We start from the raw sequence: 15821 nt of genomic DNA, 5'->3' as shown, positions 1-15821 counted from the left end.
ATGACTACCTGTTAAATACTGTTGGGCACGTTTTACAGCAACGGACTGAAGAAGTAAAACAGTCGCTCTGCAAGACGGTGCCAGAAGGGACGTTTTACCCACAACCGCGCGTCGAGTAAGCGAGAACGGGAGATATAATCGTCCTGTACAGCGGCGAGATCGGCACCAAATCCGGCATCGTCGATAACCAGGGTAATTTCAAAGTTAAGCCACAAACTGCGCATATCGAGATTAACGGTGCCAACAAGACTCAGTTCGCCGTCAACCAATACGCTCTTGGTGTGTAACAGGCCGCCTTCAAACTGGTAAATTTTGACCCCCGCCTCGAGCAGCTCAGTAAAGAACGCCCGACTTGCCCAGCCCACCAGAACGGAGTCATTTTTACGCGGCATAATAATACTCACATCGACGCCGCGCTGGGCTGCGGTGCAGATGGCATGCAGTAAATCATCACTCGGCACAAAGTAAGGCGTGGTCATAATCAGGTATTCGCGCGCGGAATAGGCGGCGGTCAGCAACGCCTGATGAATCAAATCTTCCGGGAAGCCGGGGCCTGAGGCAATTGTCTGAATCGTGTGCCCGCTTGCTTCTTCAAACGGCATAATATTGAGATCCGGCGTCGGCGGTAAAATACGTTTGCCGGTCTCAATTTCCCAATCACAGGAATACACGATACCCATACCGGTGGCGATAGGGCCTTCCATACGCGCCATCAGGTCAATCCACTGGCCGACACCGGAATCTTGTTTAAAGAAGCGTGGGTCGACCATATTCATACTGCCGGTGTAGGCAATATAATTATCCACCATGATCATTTTACGGTGCTGACGTAAATCCATGCGGCGTAAAAACACACGCATTAAATTAACTTTAAGCGCCTCGACAACCTCAACGCCCGCATTGCGCATCATCGCCGCCCAGGGGCTGCGGAAAAAGGCAACGCTACCGGCTGAGTCCAGCATCAAGCGGCAATGGACACCTCGACGTGCAGCGGCCATCAGCGATTCCGCCACCTGATCGGCCATACCGCCGGGTTGCCAGATATAGAAGACCATCTCAATATTGTGCCGCGCCAGCTGGATATCGCGAATGATAGCCTGCATGACATCGTCAGTTTCGGTGAGCAACTGCAGTTGATTGCCTTTCAGCCCGGCAATGCCCTGGCGACGCTCACAGAGTTTAAAGAGCGAGGAGGCTACCTGGCTGTTATCCTCGGCGAAAATATGTTCGCAGGACTTAAGGTCGTTAAGCCATTTTGCGGTCGAAGGCCACATAGCACGCGCACGCTCGGCGCGGCGCTTTCCTAAATGGAGCTCACCTAAAGAGAGATAGGCGATGATGCCGACTAACGGCAGAATGTAAATAATAAGCAACCAGGCCATGGCAGAAGGAACCGCACGGCGTTTCATCAAGATGCGTAATGTTACCCCGGCGATTAACAACCAATACCCCAGAATAGCCATCCAACTTACAACGGTGTAGACGGTTGTCATATTTCGAAAATCCTTTTGAAAGCCAGTTGTTAAGAGTTTACGCATCAGGCGGCATCTGGCAAATAAAAACGCATTGAGAAAGCACTGGTCAGCCTAAAGCAAGGGGCTATAATGAGGCGTCTTTTTTTAGAAAGAGCATTAGAAATGAAGCGTAGTAGACCCGAAGTGGGGCGCTGGCGGATGCTGAGACAGGCAAACCGCCGTAAATCGCGTTGGCTGGAGTCCCAGTCTCGCCGAAATATGCGCATCCATTCTATCAGAAAGTATCTTGGCAGCCGGCAGCGAAATTGCCTGCTTTATGCAATTTACGATCTCTGATAATGAAAAAGGGCACCGTCAATGGTGCCCTCAGTTTTTCTGCCAGGCCTGAAGCCTTCAGTGCCGATTAGAATACTTTTTTAAACGGTTTCACCCAAACCTGCTGGTAAACCCCTGCCGCGACATACGGATCGTCCTGTGCCCAGGACTGAGCCGCTTCCAGAGATGCAAATTCAGCAATCACGGTCGATCCACTAAACCCTGCGGCACCCGGCTCGTTGCTGTCTACGGCAGGCATCGGGCCTGCGGTTAGCAGTCGGCCTTCATCATGCAACAATTGCAGACGTGCCAGATGAGCGGGGCGTACGGAAAGACGTTTTTCAAGAGAGTCGGCGATATCCTGGGCATAAATGACGTAAAGCACGGGCGGAACTCCTGTTTAAATAATTTGCGGATCACGGTAAGGCAAAGCGTCTTTGACTGCAATGCAAAGTTTTCCATGGCCTTAAAGTCGCGAACTTGCGCGTTTTTTTTGGTCAACTGCGGGAGAAAGTTGACCGTGGATAAGATGTCTTATTGAATATGATTGCTATTTGCATTTAAAATCGAGTTCTCATTTTTCAACTGTAACGACTATGACTGCAATGACCCTTGATTTACCTCGCCGCTTCCCGTGGCCGACGTTACTCTCTGTTGGTATCCACGTTGCCGTTGTGGCCGGTCTACTTTATACCTCGGTACATCAGGTTATTGAGCTGCCCGCACCTGCTCAACCAATCACTATCACGATGGTTGCACCTGAAGACTTAGAACCGCCTCAGGCCGTAGCACAGCCGCAACCTGTCGTTGAGCCGGAACCAGAACCTGAGCCGGAGCCTATTCCAGAGGTACCGAAGGCGCCGGTTGTTATCCACAAACCGAAACCAAAGCCTAAGCCAAAACCGAAGCCGGTGAAAAAGGTTGAACAGCCGAAGCCAGAAGTGAAGCCGGTTGAACAACGTCCTTTATCGACGGTTAACCGTGATGCTCCGCCAGCACGCTCTGTGGCAAACAATCAGCCAGGGGCCAGCGCGCCGTCGGTTAATGCTCCTACCGGGCCACGTGCGTTGACTCGCCAGCAGCCGGGCTATCCGACCCGCGCGCAGGCGTTGCGCATAGAAGGGAAAGTGCGGGTGAAATTTGATGTGACTGCCGATGGTCGTGTTGATAACGTCCAGATTCTGTCTGCCCAGCCATCTAACATGTTTGAACGTGACGTCAAAACCGCGATGCGCAAATGGCGCTATGAAGCGGGTAAACCGGGCACCGGCCTTATCATGAATATTGAATTCCGCCTGAAAGGCGTGCAGATGAACTAAAAAAAGCCCCGGAAGGGGCTTTTTTTTACGCCGCTAACATCTTATCCAGCGCTTTTTGAGCCTGAACCAAATGTTGCCCACCGAACAAAATAGCGCGGTTAATCAATGTATAAAGTTGATAGACCGGCTGGCGCTCGAGAAAATCAGCGGGGAGGGGCGAAACGGATTGATAGCCATCGTATATCTGCGGTGGCTGATCGGGATGAAGCGGTAGCATTGCCAGGTCGCATTCACGATCTCCCCAGTAGCAGGCAGGATCAAAAATGTATGGCCCGTCTGGCCCCAGAGCACAGTTGTTCGACCACAGGTCGCCGTGCAGTAACGACGGCTGAGGTTGATGCGAGCTCAGACGCTGTTGGACGTGTTCGACAATCGAGTCTATCTCACCAAACTTCATGCCTTTTTCAGCCGCAAGCTCAAGCTGCCAGCCGATACGCTGCTCCGCAAAAAAATTCGACCAGCGGCGTTGCCAGGCGTTCGGTTGTGGGGTCGTTGAGAGATCGTTATCAAAGTCGAGGCCAAACTGTGGCTGGTCGCTCCATTGATGGAGATGCGCCAGCTGTTGCCCCAATAAAAAGGCGTTATGTGCATCTAGCGGACGCGGCGGCAGGTATTCCATGACCAGGAAACTGGAGTCGCGGTCTGCTCCGACGACGAAAACCTCCGGGACGGTCACGGTACGGCTGCGGGAGAGCAATTCGAGCTGGTCGGCCTCCGCAGTAAAGATAGGCAGTAGTTCTCGTTCATCGCATTTAACGAAAAAGTCTCGACCCGCGAACTTCAGGTGCCATGCGGCATGTATCTCTCCGCCAGGCAACTCCGTGCGCTGTTCGATTTCGCCACGTCCAAGTTGTTCGCTTAACAGGCTACCGATCGTTTGCCACATGATATCTCTCCCCATGTTTTCCGCCATATCATAAGGTTAGCGCACAAATACTGGGTAAAAATACGAGCTACACCGCACATCGGATAAAAAGAGTATACAAAACAGAGGTAAAGGCGCTGGCTCTCTAAGATAGCTATATGGTCGTTCATCCATAACGATGATGAGTCTATGACCATTTCGCACCCCATTGTTAACAATGGACTTTTGTTAGCATAGTCGATCACGCTAATTTCGCGACTCATGGACGAGCCATGAGCCGGATATCGTGAGCAATTAGTGCTGTTGCAAATAATCGAATATTTTCTGCGTGTTTTCGCTCGAACACAGGCGCGTTCCTTGATTAATGGTCGCCGCGCTCCCGGCGGCAACGCCATAGCGTACCAGTGTCTCAAGGCTGGCATTTTCAGCCAGTTTTAATGTCATCGCCCCGACCATACTATCGCCAGCACCGACAGTGCTCTGACTTTTGATAGGCGGCGGGACAACCTGCACACAGCTGTTTGCATCAACGGCCAGCGCCCCCTGCGCGCCTAACGACACCACAACACGGAGCGCTTTGCCGCTGCGCACAATTTCCTGAGCCGCCTTACGCACATCGTCAGGCTGGATAAGTTCACGGGCAACCAGCGCGCTGAGTTCTTTCTGATTCGGCTTCACCAGTTCAATCTCACCAATCTCCAGGGCCGCCGCCAGCGCATCGCCTGAACTATCAATAATACAACGTACACCTTTCGCTTGAGCGGCCTTAATCAGGGAAACAAACGCACTGAGTGCGACACCCGGCGGCAAGCTACCGCTGATAACCAGCAGCGATCCGGCTTCAATCTCGAGTACTTTTTCCTGCAAGCGTTGCAGCTCATCTGCGTGAAGCGTCGCCCCCGGCATCACGAAGCGATACTGCTCGCCGCTGGCCTCTACGTGAACATGGAGGTTCTGACGCGTCCACTCGCGGGTCTCAATATTTTCAACCGGAACATTTTCCGCTTGAAGTAGGGCGACCAGATGTTCACCGGTGGCACCACCGGAGGGAAATATTGCGCTGGCCGTGCCGCCCAGAAATGTTATGGCGCGGGCCACGTTAATACCGCCGCCGCCGGGTTCGAACACAGGGGCGCTACAGCGGAGTTTACCTTCGGGATATATTTGCGGCGTTTGAGTCGCACTGTCGAGAGAAGGAGCAAGCGTAAGTGTGTATATTTTAACCATACTGATAACCTCCTTTTATGAACAGATTGACTGTTCGAAAAAACATCGCTTTCAGTCTGGCACTTGTGGCGAAATAATGAAAGAAGCAACAACATGATTTTTATAGGAAAATGTAAACGAGTCTCTGTTTTTATATTCAAATCAGCGGCCAGGCTACGCGCAATAAGGTGTGCTGATTTAGATTAAGGCTTGCTGAGGCCAATGTAACACCCTGTAAAGGCATTACAGGTCGTAAGGTTGTGTGAAATATTTCTTCGTTCGCCCCTCAACATCTATTGAAGTTTTCAACTTCTGAGAGTCTAATCGCACACTGCAAAACACCACGTTAAACCAAGTATCTTTTAGAGAAACGAAATGAAGCTTTTGAAGACAGTACCGGTAGCGGTTGTGCTGCTGGGGGGCGCCTTTGCGTCTACGTATGCTTCCGCCAGTGATACCGTTTTTACTGTCATGGATGACCCAACCACCGCGACGAAGCCTTTTGAAGGTAGTGTTAATGCGGGCTACCTGTCGCAATCAGGTAATACCAAAAGTACCTCAGCGACCGCTGATTCCACGCTCACCTGGTACGGTGATTCCACCGCCTGGTCTTTGTGGGGCGCAGCCAGTAATACCTCAGCAAATGATGATCGTTCCTCTGAGAAATATTCGGTCGGCGGGCGTAGCCGCTACAATATGACCAGCATCGACTATCTGTTTGGCCAGGCTAGCTGGTTAACCGACCGTTACAATGGTTATCATGAGCGTGACGTTTTCACCGCAGGTTACGGCTACCAATTCCTGACCGGGCCTATCCATACCCTCCGGTTTGAATTTGGTCCAGGCGTTCGTTATGACGAGTTCACCGACGGTAATACCGAAACGCAAGCGCTCGGCTATGCTTCAGGTGCTTATGCCTGGCAGATGACTGATACCGCTAAATTCACGCAAGGTGTATCGGTTCTCGGCGCTGACGACACAACCGTTAACTCCGAAACCGCATTGAATGTGGCAATTAATGCCCACTTCGGTCTGAAGGTTGCTTATAACGTGACCTGGAACTCAGAGCCACCGGCTTCGGCGCCCAATCATACCGACCGTCGTACTTCGTTGACGTTAGGCTATACCATGTAATCATTTTTCAGGCCGGGAAATACCCGGCCTGTGTTCTGATATTTATCGTTTTGTGTTATTATTTAATCCAACCGTTGTTTTATTTAATTAAAAATACAGGTTCTCCATAATATCTCCATATTTGCCTCTTCAGACATATATTCAATAAATTTGACACGAATGGCTAAATATTTTGACTAGCCAAAAGTGTGATCTGGATCTACACTGTGTTCATGGGCAATATGATGCCTCAGCGTTTCAAAGTCTTAATCAAGTAAGAGAATAAACATTATGAAAAATATCAAAATCGCATCTGCAGCTATTTTGCTGTCTGCACTTTCTTTTGGCGTATTTGCCGCTGAACCTGCAACACAGCCAGCCAGTTCCACTACCGTAACCACTGCTCAGCACGTTGGTATCTCCAGCGCATATGACGTTGAAGCAGGCTCCAACATCGCCCCAGGCTCTCAGTCTACCGGTCAGTCCATGGATGACGCGTTTAACGTGCATACCCTGGTTGCAGGCGGCTGGTCCTAATATTTCTGTGCTGTAATAATTTGATTTTTTATTGATTATTAATTCCGGCAGAGAAAACCGGGTAGAGTGGTACCGGTTTTTCTTGCTGCTGTTTTCAGCAAATTAGGAATTGTCATTTTTGTATTTGATTTGTCAGTATCAATTGTATTAATTCGCATTTATTGTCAAATAATATTCGTGAAGCGCATTTTTTGTATATAATTTAATTCCCTGGCCACGCTGTAGAAAATGTATAACTCATGACGACCTCTGCAACGTGAATCACACCTTAATCCCCCCAAATCATCGCAGCCCACCGGAGCAAAAGCATCGCCCCGCAGATGGCTATTAGCACCAGTACCATTTTCCAGTGTTTTTTTGCAAATCGGTCGCCTGGCATCGCCACGTCCTTTTCTTATATCAACTTTGAGTCAGTGTATCAGAATCGCTGTTAAAAATAGCAATGCATACAGGGAAGGGTAATTGCGCCTTTTATCCCGTACAGATGATGTGTAAACTAACCCACGGTATTATCAACAAGTGGATGTAGGTGGTTCTGGGTGCTGTGTACTCATTGCTCATTTTTCGCAGAGTGAAGCGGAAATCAGTCCTTAACGTGTTGATAAATTTAATCATATAGTTTTGTATGTGCTCTTTCGTGTGGGGCACCACTGCAAATAAGGACATTAAATGCCTGTAATTACTCTTCCTGATGGCAGCCAACGCCATTACGACAACGCCGTTAGCCCTATGGATGTCGCACTGGACATCGGCCCCGGTCTGGCAAAAGCCACCATCGCTGGGCGCGTTAACGGTGAACTGGTTGATGCTTCCGATTTGATCGAAAACGACGCCACACTTTCGCTCATCACTGCAAAAGATGAAGAAGGTCTGGAGATCATTCGTCACTCGTGTGCACACCTACTTGGTCATGCTATCAAACAGCTTTGGCCAAACACTAAAATGGCCATCGGCCCGGTTATCGACAACGGCTTCTATTATGACGTTGATCTAGACCATACGCTGACCCAGGAAGACATCGACGCGCTCGAAAAACGTATGCATGAGCTCGCCGAGAAAAACTATGATGTCATCAAGAAGAAAGTTAGCTGGCATGAAGCTCGCGAAACCTTCGTGAAACGTGGTGAAAACTACAAAGTCGCCATTCTTGATGAGAATATTTCGCACGATGACAAGCCTGGCTTGTATCATCACGAAGAATACGTCGACATGTGCCGTGGTCCGCACGTGCCGAACATGCGTTTCTGTCACTACTTCAAGTTGATGAAAACCGCTGGCGCTTACTGGCGCGGCGATAGCGACAACAAGATGCTGCAACGTATTTATGGTACCGCATGGACGGACAAAAAAGCCCTCAATGCCTACCTGTTGCGTCTTGAAGAAGCGGCGAAGCGCGATCACCGTAAAATTGGTAAGCAGCTTGACCTGTATCACATGCAGGAAGAAGCGCCGGGTATGGTATTCTGGCATAACGATGGCTGGACAATCTTCCGTGAACTGGAAACTTTCGTGCGCTCTAAGCTCAAAGAATACCAGTATCAGGAAGTGAAAGGCCCGTTCATGATGGACCGTGTGCTGTGGGAAAAAACCGGCCACTGGGACAACTATAAAGATGCGATGTTCACCACCTCTTCTGAGAACCGTGAATACTGCATCAAGCCGATGAACTGCCCGGGGCACGTGCAGATCTTTAACCAGGGTCTGAAATCTTACCGCGATCTGCCGCTGCGTATGGCGGAGTTCGGTAGCTGCCACCGTAACGAACCATCAGGTGCTCTGCATGGACTGATGCGTGTACGCGGCTTTACTCAGGATGACGCCCACATCTTCTGTACTGAAGAACAGGTGCGTGATGAAGTTAACGCGTGCATTCGTTTAGTCTATGATATGTACAGCACTTTCGGCTTCGAGAAAATCGTCGTCAAACTTTCAACGCGCCCTGAGAAACGTATCGGTAGCGATGAAACGTGGGATCGTGCGGAAGCGGATCTGGCCGTAGCGCTGGAAGAAAACAACATCCCGTTTGAGTATCAACTGGGTGAGGGCGCATTCTACGGTCCAAAAATTGAATTTACCCTTTATGACTGCCTCGATCGTGCATGGCAGTGCGGTACTGTACAGTTAGACTTCTCTCTGCCGTCTCGTCTAAGCGCCTCTTATATTGGCGAAAGCAACGAGCGTCAGGTACCGGTGATGATTCACCGTGCAATTCTCGGTTCACTGGAGCGCTTCATTGGCATCCTGACCGAAGAGTTCGCCGGTTTCTTCCCAACCTGGATTGCACCAGTGCAGGTTGTGGTCATGAATATCACTGATTCTCAAGCTGAATATGTCAACGAATTGACCCGTAAATTGCAAAATGCAGGCATTCGTGTAAAAGCAGACTTGAGAAATGAGAAGATTGGCTTTAAAATCCGCGAGCACACTTTACGTCGTGTCCCTTACATGTTGGTCTGTGGCGACAAAGAGGTAGAAGCAGGCAAAGTTGCCGTGCGTACCCGTCGTGGCAAAGACTTGGGCAGCCTGGACGTAAATGAAGTTATCGAGAAGCTGCAACAAGAGATTCGCAGCCGCAGTCTAAAACAACTGGAGGAATAAGGTATTAAAGGCGGAAAACGAGTTCAAACGGCACGTCCGAATCGTATCAATGGCGAGATTCGCGCCCTGGAAGTTCGCTTAACAGGTCTTGAAGGCGAAGCTTTGGGTATTGTGAGTCTGAGAGAAGCTATCGAAAAAGCTGAAGAAGCTGGAGTAGATTTAGTTGAAATCAGCCCTAACGCCGAACCGCCAGTTTGTCGTATCATGGACTACGGCAAGTTCCTTTATGAAAAAAGTAAGTCTTCTAAGGAACAGAAGAAGAAACAAAAAGTTATCCAGGTTAAGGAAATCAAATTCCGTCCTGGTACCGATGATGGCGACTACCAGGTAAAACTCCGCAGCCTGGTTCGCTTTCTCGAAGAGGGTGATAAAGCTAAAATCACGCTGCGTTTCCGCGGTCGTGAAATGGCTCACCAGCAGATTGGTATGGAAGTGCTTACGCGCGTCCGTGACGATCTGAGTGAACTGGCAGTGGTCGAATCCTTCCCTACGAAGATCGAAGGCCGCCAGATGATCATGGTGCTTGCCCCTAAGAAGAAACAGTAAGGCCTTCAAGTAACAACGTTCGTGAAGCCTTTGGGCTTCACGAGTATTGTTCGCCTACGTTTCGTTTATTAACAATGCGAAGTGGAAGTTATTAAAATGCCAAAAATTAAGACCGTACGCGGTGCTGCTAAGCGCTTCAAAAAAACCGGTAAAGGTGGTTTTAAGCACAAACGCGCAAACCTGCGTCACATTCTGACCAAAAAAGCTACCAAGCGTAAACGTCACCTGCGTCCAAAAGCCATGGTTTCTAAAGGCGATCTGGGCCTGGTAATCGCGTGCCTGCCGTACGCATAAGTCGTTAACCCTTTTAACTTTTTAATTAGAATAGATACAGGAGAGCACATATGGCTCGCGTAAAACGTGGTGTAGTTGCCCGTGCACGTCACAAGAAAATTTTGAAACAAGCTAAAGGCTACTACGGTGCGCGTTCTCGCGTATACCGCGTTGCCTTCCAGGCTGTTATCAAAGCAGGTCAGTACGCTTATCGTGACCGTCGTCAGAAAAAGCGTCAGTTCCGTCAACTGTGGATTGCGCGTATCAACGCAGCAGCACGTCAGAACGGTATTTCTTACAGCAAATTCATCAACGGCCTGAAAAAAGCCTCTGTTGAAATCGACCGTAAGATCCTGGCTGACATCGCAGTATTCGACAAAATCGCGTTCACCGCGTTAGTTGAAAAAGCGAAAGCAGCACTGGCGTAAGCCAGTTGGAAGAGGGAGCTTGTCTCCCTCTTTTCATTTTAACTGCTTCAGCGCATTGACATTTATTCCTGTAGCCCTTTCAATAAAGGCTCTACATTTTCTACCACACAAGGTAACGCAAGCATGAATGCTGCTATTTTCCGCTTCTTCTTTTACTTTAGCACCTGAATACAGGGGGCTCGCGCGTGAAAGAAGAAACGGAAAACAGCGCCAGAAAGCCTCCTGATGGAGGCTTTTTTTTTGTTTATACACATAATTTTCAAGTTGCATCACAACACGCTTTCGCGGGCTTTGTAAGGCAGCTTGAAAGATAAAATGTATATGTCGCTTATGAATATCGCCACATAACGAGGAAAACCATGTCACATCTCGCAGAGCTGGTTGCCAGTGCAACAGCCGCCATTAACCAGGCTTCAGATGTTGCCGCGTTAGACAATGTCCGCGTCGAATATTTGGGCAAGAAAGGGCATCTGACCCTTCAAATGACTACCCTGCGTGAGCTGCCGCCGGAAGAGCGTCCAGCAGCGGGTGCGGTGATTAACGAAGCCAAAGAGCAGGTACAGCAGGTGCTGAATGCGCGCAAAGCTGACCTGGAAAGCGCTGCGTTAAATGCTCGCCTGGCCGCAGAGACTATCGATATCTCTCTGCCGGGACGCCGCATTGAAAATGGTGGTCTGCACCCGGTGACACGAACCATCGACCGTATTGAAAGTTTCTTCGGTGAGCTCGGTTTTACCGTTGCAACGGGCCCAGAAATTGAAGACGACTACCACAACTTCGATGCGCTGAATATCCCAACGCACCACCCAGCACGCGCTGACCACGACACTTTCTGGTTTGATGCGACTCGTCTGCTGCGTACTCAGACGTCCGGCGTACAGATCCGTACCATGAAGGATCAACAGCCGCCAATCCGTATTATCGCGCCGGGCCGCGTATATCGTAACGACTACGACCAGACGCACACCCCGATGTTCCATCAGATGGAAGGTCTGATTGTTGATAAAAACATTAGTTTCACCAACCTGAAAGGGACGCTGCACGACTTCCTGCGCAACTTCTTTGAGGAAGATTTGCAGATTCGTTTCCGTCCGTCCTATTTCCCGTTCACTGAGCCATCCGCTGAAGTTGATGTTATGGGCAAGAATGGCAAATGGCTGGAAGTACTGGGTTGCGGTATGGTGCACCCGAACGTGCTGCGTAATGTCGGTATTGATCCAGAGGTTTACTCCGGCTTCGCATTTGGCATGGGTATGGAGCGTTTAACCATGCTGCGTTACGGTGTCACCGATTTGCGTGCGTTCTTCGAAAACGATCTGCGTTTCCTCAAACAGTTTAAATAAGGGCAGGATAAAACAATGAAATTCAGTGAACTGTGGTTACGCGAATGGGTTAACCCGGCTATTGATAGCGAAGCGCTGTCAGGGCAGATCACCATGGCAGGCCTGGAAGTTGACGGCGTTGACGCTGTTGCCGGTAGCTTCCATGGTGTTGTCGTGGGTGAAGTCGTGGAATGCGCTCAGCATCCAAACGCTGACAAGCTGCGCGTCACAAAAGTGAACGTGGGTGGTGAACGTCTGCTGGACATCGTCTGCGGCGCACCAAACTGCCGTCAGGGGCTCAAAGTTGCCGTGGCGACTATCGGTGCCGTCCTGCCGGGCGATTTTAAAATTAAAGCCGCCAAACTGCGCGGTGAACCTTCAGAAGGGATGCTGTGCTCCTTCTCTGAACTGGGTATTTCCGACGATCACACCGGTATTATTGAACTACCTGCCGATGCGCCGCTGGGAACGGATATCCGTGAATATCTGAAACTTGATGACAACACCATCGAAATCAGCGTCACGCCGAACCGTGCAGACTGCTTAGGCATTATTGGCGTTGCTCGCGACGTGGCGGTACTCAACAAGCTGCCGTTGAATGCGCCAGAAATCGCGCCTGTCGCGGCGACTATCTCCGATGTGTTGCCTATTGATGTGGAAGCCGCCGACGCTTGCCCACGTTACCTGGGCCGTGTGGTGAAAGGGATTAACGTCAAAGCACCGACCCCGCTGTGGATGAAAGAGAAACTGCGTCGTTGCGGCATCCGTTCTATTGATGCCGTTGTAGATGTGACCAACTATGTTCTGCTGGAACTGGGTCAGCCGATGCACGCGTTCGATAAAGATCGTATCGAAGGCGGGATTAAAGTTCGCATGGCAAAAGAGGGCGAAACGCTGGTTCTGCTTGACGGTAACGAAGCGAAGCTTAGCGCCGACACGCTGGTGATTGCTGACCACAACAAAGCGCTAGCGATGGCGGGTATCTTTGGCGGTGAGCACTCTGGTGTTAACGATGAAACCCAAAATGTCCTGCTGGAATCGGCATTCTTTAGCCCACTGTCCATCACCGGACGGGCTCGCCGCCATGGTCTGCACACTGATGCATCCCATCGCTATGAGCGTGGTGTTGATCCGGCCCTGCAATACAAAGCAATGGAACGTGCGACCGGTCTGCTGATTGAACTGTGCGGCGGTGAAGCGGGCCCAATCATTGATGTGACCCACGAAGCAGCACTGCCGAAACGTGCGACCATCACCCTGCGCCGTAGCAAACTGGATCGCCTCATCGGCCACCATATTGCTGATGAGCAAGTGACCGATATTCTGACTCGCCTGGGTTGTGAAGTGACCGTCGGTAATGACCAATGGCAGGCCGTTGCGCCAACCTGGCGTTTCGATATGGAGATCGAAGAGGATCTGGTCGAAGAAGTGGCACGTGTTTACGGCTACAACAGTATTCCGAACGAACCGGTTCAAGCTGGCCTGATTATGGGAAGCCATAAAGAAGCTAACTTGTCGCTTAAGCGTGTGAAAACCATGCTGAATGACAAAGGCTATCAGGAAGTCATTACCTATAGTTTCGTGGATCCGAAAATCCAGCAATGGGTACATCCTGGCGATGAAGCGCTGATTCTGCCAAGCCCAATTTCCAGCGAAATGTCGGCGATGCGTCTGTCGCTGCTGACCGGCCTGCTGTCAACGGTAGTGTATAACCAAAATCGTCAGCAGAACCGCGTGCGCATTTTTGAAACCGGCTTACGTTTTGTGCCAGACACGCAAGCGCCGCTGGGTATCCGTCAGGATGTGATGCTGGGTGGCGTGATTTGTGGCAACCGCTATGAAGAGCACTGGAATCTGGCAAAAGAGTCCGTTGATTTCTATGATTTGAAGGGTGATTTGGAGTCCGTTCTTGAACTGACCGGTAAATTATCTGAAATTCAGTTCAAAGCAGAAGCGAATCCAGCGCTGCATCCGGGGCAGTCTGCGGCGATTTATCTGAAAGATGAACGCATTGGTTTCATTGGTGTTATTCATCCTGAACTTGAGCGTAAACTGGATCTGAATGGTCGCACGCTGGCCTTCGAACTGGAGTGGAACAAGCTTGCAGACCGCGTCGTTCCAGAGGCGCAGGACGTTTCACGCTTCCCGGCTAACCGCCGTGATATCGCCGTTGTGGTTGCTGAAAATGTACCCGCGGCTGATATTTTAAACGAATGTAAGAAAGTTGGCGTAAATCAGATAGTTGGCGTAAACTTGTTTGACGTGTACCGTGGTAAGGGTGTTGCGGAGGGCTTCAAGAGCCTTGCTATCAGCCTGATTTTACAAGATACCAGCCGTACACTCGAAGAAGAGGAGATTGCCGCTACCGTCGCCAAATGTGTAGAGGCATTAAAAGAGCGATTCCAGGCATCACTGAGGGATTGAACCTATGGCGCTTACAAAAGCTGAAATGTCAGAATATCTGTTTGATAAGCTTGGGCTTAGCAAACGGGATGCCAAAGAGCTGGTAGAGCTATTTTTCGAAGAGATCCGTCGTGCTCTGGAAAATGGCGAGCAGGTCAAGCTTTCCGGTTTTGGGAACTTTGATCTGCGTGATAAAAATCAACGCCCGGGACGTAACCCAAAAACGGGTGAAGATATTCCCATTACAGCCCGGCGTGTGGTGACCTTCAGACCAGGACAGAAGTTAAAAAGTCGGGTCGAGAATGCAACACCCAAAGAAGAGTAATCTGAACTAACTAAAAAGGCCGCTTATGCGGCCTTTTTCTTTTCTTAACAGGCTCTTCCACCGTAAAATTAAATGCTTCTTAGCAAGCTCCTGGAGCATTATGCAGGTCTATGTACATCAACAGCAGCGGCGAAACCGTTGCTGGCTTACCGCGCTTACGCTGGTACTGGTTGTCATGCTGGTTATTGGCCTGTGTGCGGGTGACCAATGGATTTCCCCGATGGAGTGGTTCACTGCAAAAGGGCAGCTCTTTATCTGGCAAATTCGCCTTCCGCGCACGCTGGCGGTGCTACTGGTTGGCGCAGCGCTAGCGCTTTCCGGTGCGGTGATGCAGGCATTGTTTGAAAATCCGCTGGCTGAACCTGGGCTTCTGGGCGTTTCTAATGGCGCAGGCGTCGGGCTTATCGCCGTGATTATGCTCGGACAAGGGGCCTTACCCGGTTGGGCTCCGGGGCTGGCTGCTATAGCTGGCGCACTGTTTATTACCGCCATCCTGATGCGTTTTGCGCGTCGACATTTGTCCACCAGCCGACTGCTATTGGCAGGCGTGGCGCTTGGTATCATCTGTAGCGCGTTGATGACCTGGGCGGTCTATTTCTCAACCTCTTTCGACCTGCGTCAGTTAATGTACTGGATGATGGGCGGATTTGGTGGCGTAGACTGGCAGCAACTGTGGCTTATGATTGCGCTTTTGCCGGTGATTTTCTGGGTCTGCCTGCAATCGCAACCGCTCAATTTGTTAGCCTTAGGCGATACCTCCGCGCGCCAGCTCGGTGTGCCTATTGCGCTGTGGCGAAAACTGCTGGTCATGGCGACAGGCTGGCTGGTGGGCGTGAGCGTGGCACTCGCCGGTGCGATTGGTTTTGTTGGGCTGGTCGTACCGCATATGCTGCGGCTGTGTGGTTTAACAGATCATCGCGTGCTGCTTCCTGCCAGCGCTTTGGCGGGCGCGAGTGTATTGCTATTTGCTGATATTGTGGCGCGGCTGGCGCTGTCAGCGGCTGAATTGCCGATAGGCGTTGTCACGGCAACGCTAGGCGCGCCGGTATTTATCTGGTTACTATTAAAGTCCGGGCGTTAGACCCGGCTTAACCTG

The 15821-nt window shown here is 50.5% G+C and carries 18 protein-coding genes and 1 other annotated feature; of the genes, 13 read left to right on the top strand and 5 right to left on the bottom strand.

What is annotated here, in order from left to right; translation table 11 throughout:
* Positions 1-32 precede the first annotated feature (32 nt).
* The gene (cls, locus tag ACIPDS_RS05040; protein WP_166513787.1) at positions 33-1493 is read right to left on the bottom strand and encodes a cardiolipin synthase; all 1461 of its coding nucleotides are present in this window, start codon (positions 1491-1493) and stop codon (positions 33-35) included.
* A gap of 144 nt (positions 1494-1637) precedes the next feature.
* Between cls and ACIPDS_RS05035 the strand changes: the two genes are divergently transcribed.
* Positions 1638-1811 (top strand): YciY family protein, encoded by a 174-nt coding sequence (locus ACIPDS_RS05035; RefSeq protein ID WP_166513788.1) that lies wholly within the window; start codon positions 1638-1640, stop codon positions 1809-1811.
* Between the two features lie 67 nt (positions 1812-1878).
* Here ACIPDS_RS05035 and ACIPDS_RS05030 read toward each other — a convergent pair whose 3' ends face one another.
* Positions 1879-2175 carry a YciI family protein gene (locus tag ACIPDS_RS05030; protein ID WP_400733260.1) on the bottom strand — a complete coding sequence of 99 codons (297 nt, stop codon included), beginning with the start codon at positions 2173-2175 and terminating at the stop codon, positions 1879-1881.
* A 220-nt stretch (positions 2176-2395) separates the two neighbouring features.
* Between ACIPDS_RS05030 and tonB the strand changes: the two genes are divergently transcribed.
* Positions 2396-3109, top strand: coding sequence for a TonB system transport protein TonB (gene tonB / locus ACIPDS_RS05025; RefSeq protein WP_400733497.1), 714 nt, complete (start codon positions 2396-2398; stop codon positions 3107-3109).
* A 25-nt stretch (positions 3110-3134) separates the two neighbouring features.
* On the opposite strand, the gene ACIPDS_RS05020 is transcribed toward tonB, so the two are convergent.
* Both ACIPDS_RS05020 and pfkB read right to left on the bottom strand, forming a co-directional pair.
* Complete coding sequence (locus tag ACIPDS_RS05020) at positions 3135-3995, bottom strand: fructosamine kinase family protein (RefSeq protein ID WP_400733258.1); 861 nt, start codon at positions 3993-3995, stop codon at positions 3135-3137.
* Positions 3996-4268: 273 nt separating this feature from the next.
* Complete coding sequence (pfkB, locus tag ACIPDS_RS05015; RefSeq protein WP_400733255.1) at positions 4269-5201, bottom strand: 6-phosphofructokinase II; 933 nt, start codon at positions 5199-5201, stop codon at positions 4269-4271.
* Between the two features lie 354 nt (positions 5202-5555).
* Between pfkB and ACIPDS_RS05010 the strand changes: the two genes are divergently transcribed.
* Both ACIPDS_RS05010 and ACIPDS_RS05005 read left to right on the top strand, forming a co-directional pair.
* Complete coding sequence (locus ACIPDS_RS05010; protein WP_400733252.1) at positions 5556-6314, top strand: YdiY family protein; 759 nt, start codon at positions 5556-5558, stop codon at positions 6312-6314.
* Between the two features lie 270 nt (positions 6315-6584).
* Positions 6585-6830 (top strand): hypothetical protein, encoded by a 246-nt coding sequence (locus tag ACIPDS_RS05005; protein ID WP_062778987.1) that lies wholly within the window; start codon positions 6585-6587, stop codon positions 6828-6830.
* A gap of 268 nt (positions 6831-7098) precedes the next feature.
* Here the strand turns inward: ACIPDS_RS05005 and yniD are convergent, their stop codons facing one another.
* Complete coding sequence (gene yniD / locus ACIPDS_RS05000) at positions 7099-7209, bottom strand: small membrane protein YniD (RefSeq protein WP_400733248.1); 111 nt, start codon at positions 7207-7209, stop codon at positions 7099-7101.
* Between the two features lie 290 nt (positions 7210-7499).
* Here yniD and thrS point away from each other — a divergent pair, with 290 nt between their 5' ends.
* The 9 genes from thrS (at position 7500) to btuC (ending at position 15806) form a co-directional block, all read left to right on the top strand.
* On the top strand, positions 7500-9428 hold the full coding sequence (gene thrS / locus ACIPDS_RS04995; protein WP_166513795.1) for a threonine--tRNA ligase: 1929 nt from the start codon (positions 7500-7502) through the stop codon (positions 9426-9428).
* Between the two features lie 3 nt (positions 9429-9431).
* A complete protein-coding gene (gene infC, locus ACIPDS_RS04990; protein WP_071830666.1) occupies positions 9432-9974 on the top strand; it encodes a translation initiation factor IF-3 in 543 nt (180 codons plus the stop codon).
* 96 nt (positions 9975-10070) lie between these two features.
* Positions 10071-10268: a 50S ribosomal protein L35 gene (gene rpmI, locus ACIPDS_RS04985; RefSeq protein WP_012017121.1), complete on the top strand. Its 198-nt coding sequence runs from the start codon at positions 10071-10073 to the stop codon at positions 10266-10268.
* 50 nt (positions 10269-10318) lie between these two features.
* Complete coding sequence (gene rplT / locus ACIPDS_RS04980) at positions 10319-10675, top strand: 50S ribosomal protein L20 (protein WP_052284424.1); 357 nt, start codon at positions 10319-10321, stop codon at positions 10673-10675.
* Between the two features lie 118 nt (positions 10676-10793).
* Positions 10794-10917, top strand: a sequence feature (Phe leader region).
* Positions 10799-10843 (top strand): pheST operon leader peptide PheM, encoded by a 45-nt coding sequence (gene pheM, locus ACIPDS_RS04975; protein ID WP_001386830.1) that lies wholly within the window; start codon positions 10799-10801, stop codon positions 10841-10843. Its footprint overlaps the feature before it by 45 nt.
* Before the next feature lie 117 nt (positions 10918-11034).
* Complete coding sequence (gene pheS, locus ACIPDS_RS04970) at positions 11035-12018, top strand: phenylalanine--tRNA ligase subunit alpha (protein ID WP_400733245.1); 984 nt, start codon at positions 11035-11037, stop codon at positions 12016-12018.
* A gap of 15 nt (positions 12019-12033) precedes the next feature.
* The gene (gene pheT / locus ACIPDS_RS04965; RefSeq protein ID WP_400733243.1) at positions 12034-14421 is read left to right on the top strand and encodes a phenylalanine--tRNA ligase subunit beta; all 2388 of its coding nucleotides are present in this window, start codon (positions 12034-12036) and stop codon (positions 14419-14421) included.
* A 4-nt stretch (positions 14422-14425) separates the two neighbouring features.
* On the top strand, positions 14426-14725 hold the full coding sequence (ihfA, locus tag ACIPDS_RS04960; protein WP_003030571.1) for an integration host factor subunit alpha: 300 nt from the start codon (positions 14426-14428) through the stop codon (positions 14723-14725).
* A 100-nt stretch (positions 14726-14825) separates the two neighbouring features.
* Positions 14826-15806, top strand: coding sequence for a vitamin B12 ABC transporter permease BtuC (gene btuC / locus ACIPDS_RS04955; RefSeq protein WP_400733240.1), 981 nt, complete (start codon positions 14826-14828; stop codon positions 15804-15806).
* The last annotated feature ends 15 nt before the right edge of the window (positions 15807-15821 follow it).

Origin of the sequence: Kluyvera sp. NPDC087067 (assembly GCF_044745165.1) — a bacterium.
Classification (GTDB): domain Bacteria; phylum Pseudomonadota; class Gammaproteobacteria; order Enterobacterales; family Enterobacteriaceae; genus Kluyvera.
The sequence above is the reverse complement of the archived record's forward strand: the minus strand, read 5'-3'. Positions and strand labels throughout refer to the sequence as shown.

Coding starts and splice junctions, on each gene's coding strand:
- thrS (WP_166513795.1), top strand. CDS start 7,500: ATGCCTGTAATTACTCTTCCTGATGGCAGCCAACGCCATTACGACAAC.
- cls (WP_166513787.1), bottom strand. CDS start 1,493: ATGACAACCGTCTACACCGTTGTAAGTTGGATGGCTATTCTGGGGTAT.
- ACIPDS_RS05035 (WP_166513788.1), top strand. CDS start 1,638: ATGAAGCGTAGTAGACCCGAAGTGGGGCGCTGGCGGATGCTGAGACAG.
- rplT (WP_052284424.1), top strand. CDS start 10,319: ATGGCTCGCGTAAAACGTGGTGTAGTTGCCCGTGCACGTCACAAGAAA.
- ACIPDS_RS05020 (WP_400733258.1), bottom strand. CDS start 3,995: ATGTGGCAAACGATCGGTAGCCTGTTAAGCGAACAACTTGGACGTGGC.
- ACIPDS_RS05010 (WP_400733252.1), top strand. CDS start 5,556: ATGAAGCTTTTGAAGACAGTACCGGTAGCGGTTGTGCTGCTGGGGGGC.
- ACIPDS_RS05005 (WP_062778987.1), top strand. CDS start 6,585: ATGAAAAATATCAAAATCGCATCTGCAGCTATTTTGCTGTCTGCACTT.
- pfkB (WP_400733255.1), bottom strand. CDS start 5,201: ATGGTTAAAATATACACACTTACGCTTGCTCCTTCTCTCGACAGTGCG.
- pheT (WP_400733243.1), top strand. CDS start 12,034: ATGAAATTCAGTGAACTGTGGTTACGCGAATGGGTTAACCCGGCTATT.
- yniD (WP_400733248.1), bottom strand. CDS start 7,209: ATGCCAGGCGACCGATTTGCAAAAAAACACTGGAAAATGGTACTGGTG.
- rpmI (WP_012017121.1), top strand. CDS start 10,071: ATGCCAAAAATTAAGACCGTACGCGGTGCTGCTAAGCGCTTCAAAAAA.
- btuC (WP_400733240.1), top strand. CDS start 14,826: ATGCAGGTCTATGTACATCAACAGCAGCGGCGAAACCGTTGCTGGCTT.
- ihfA (WP_003030571.1), top strand. CDS start 14,426: ATGGCGCTTACAAAAGCTGAAATGTCAGAATATCTGTTTGATAAGCTT.
- tonB (WP_400733497.1), top strand. CDS start 2,396: ATGACCCTTGATTTACCTCGCCGCTTCCCGTGGCCGACGTTACTCTCT.
- pheS (WP_400733245.1), top strand. CDS start 11,035: ATGTCACATCTCGCAGAGCTGGTTGCCAGTGCAACAGCCGCCATTAAC.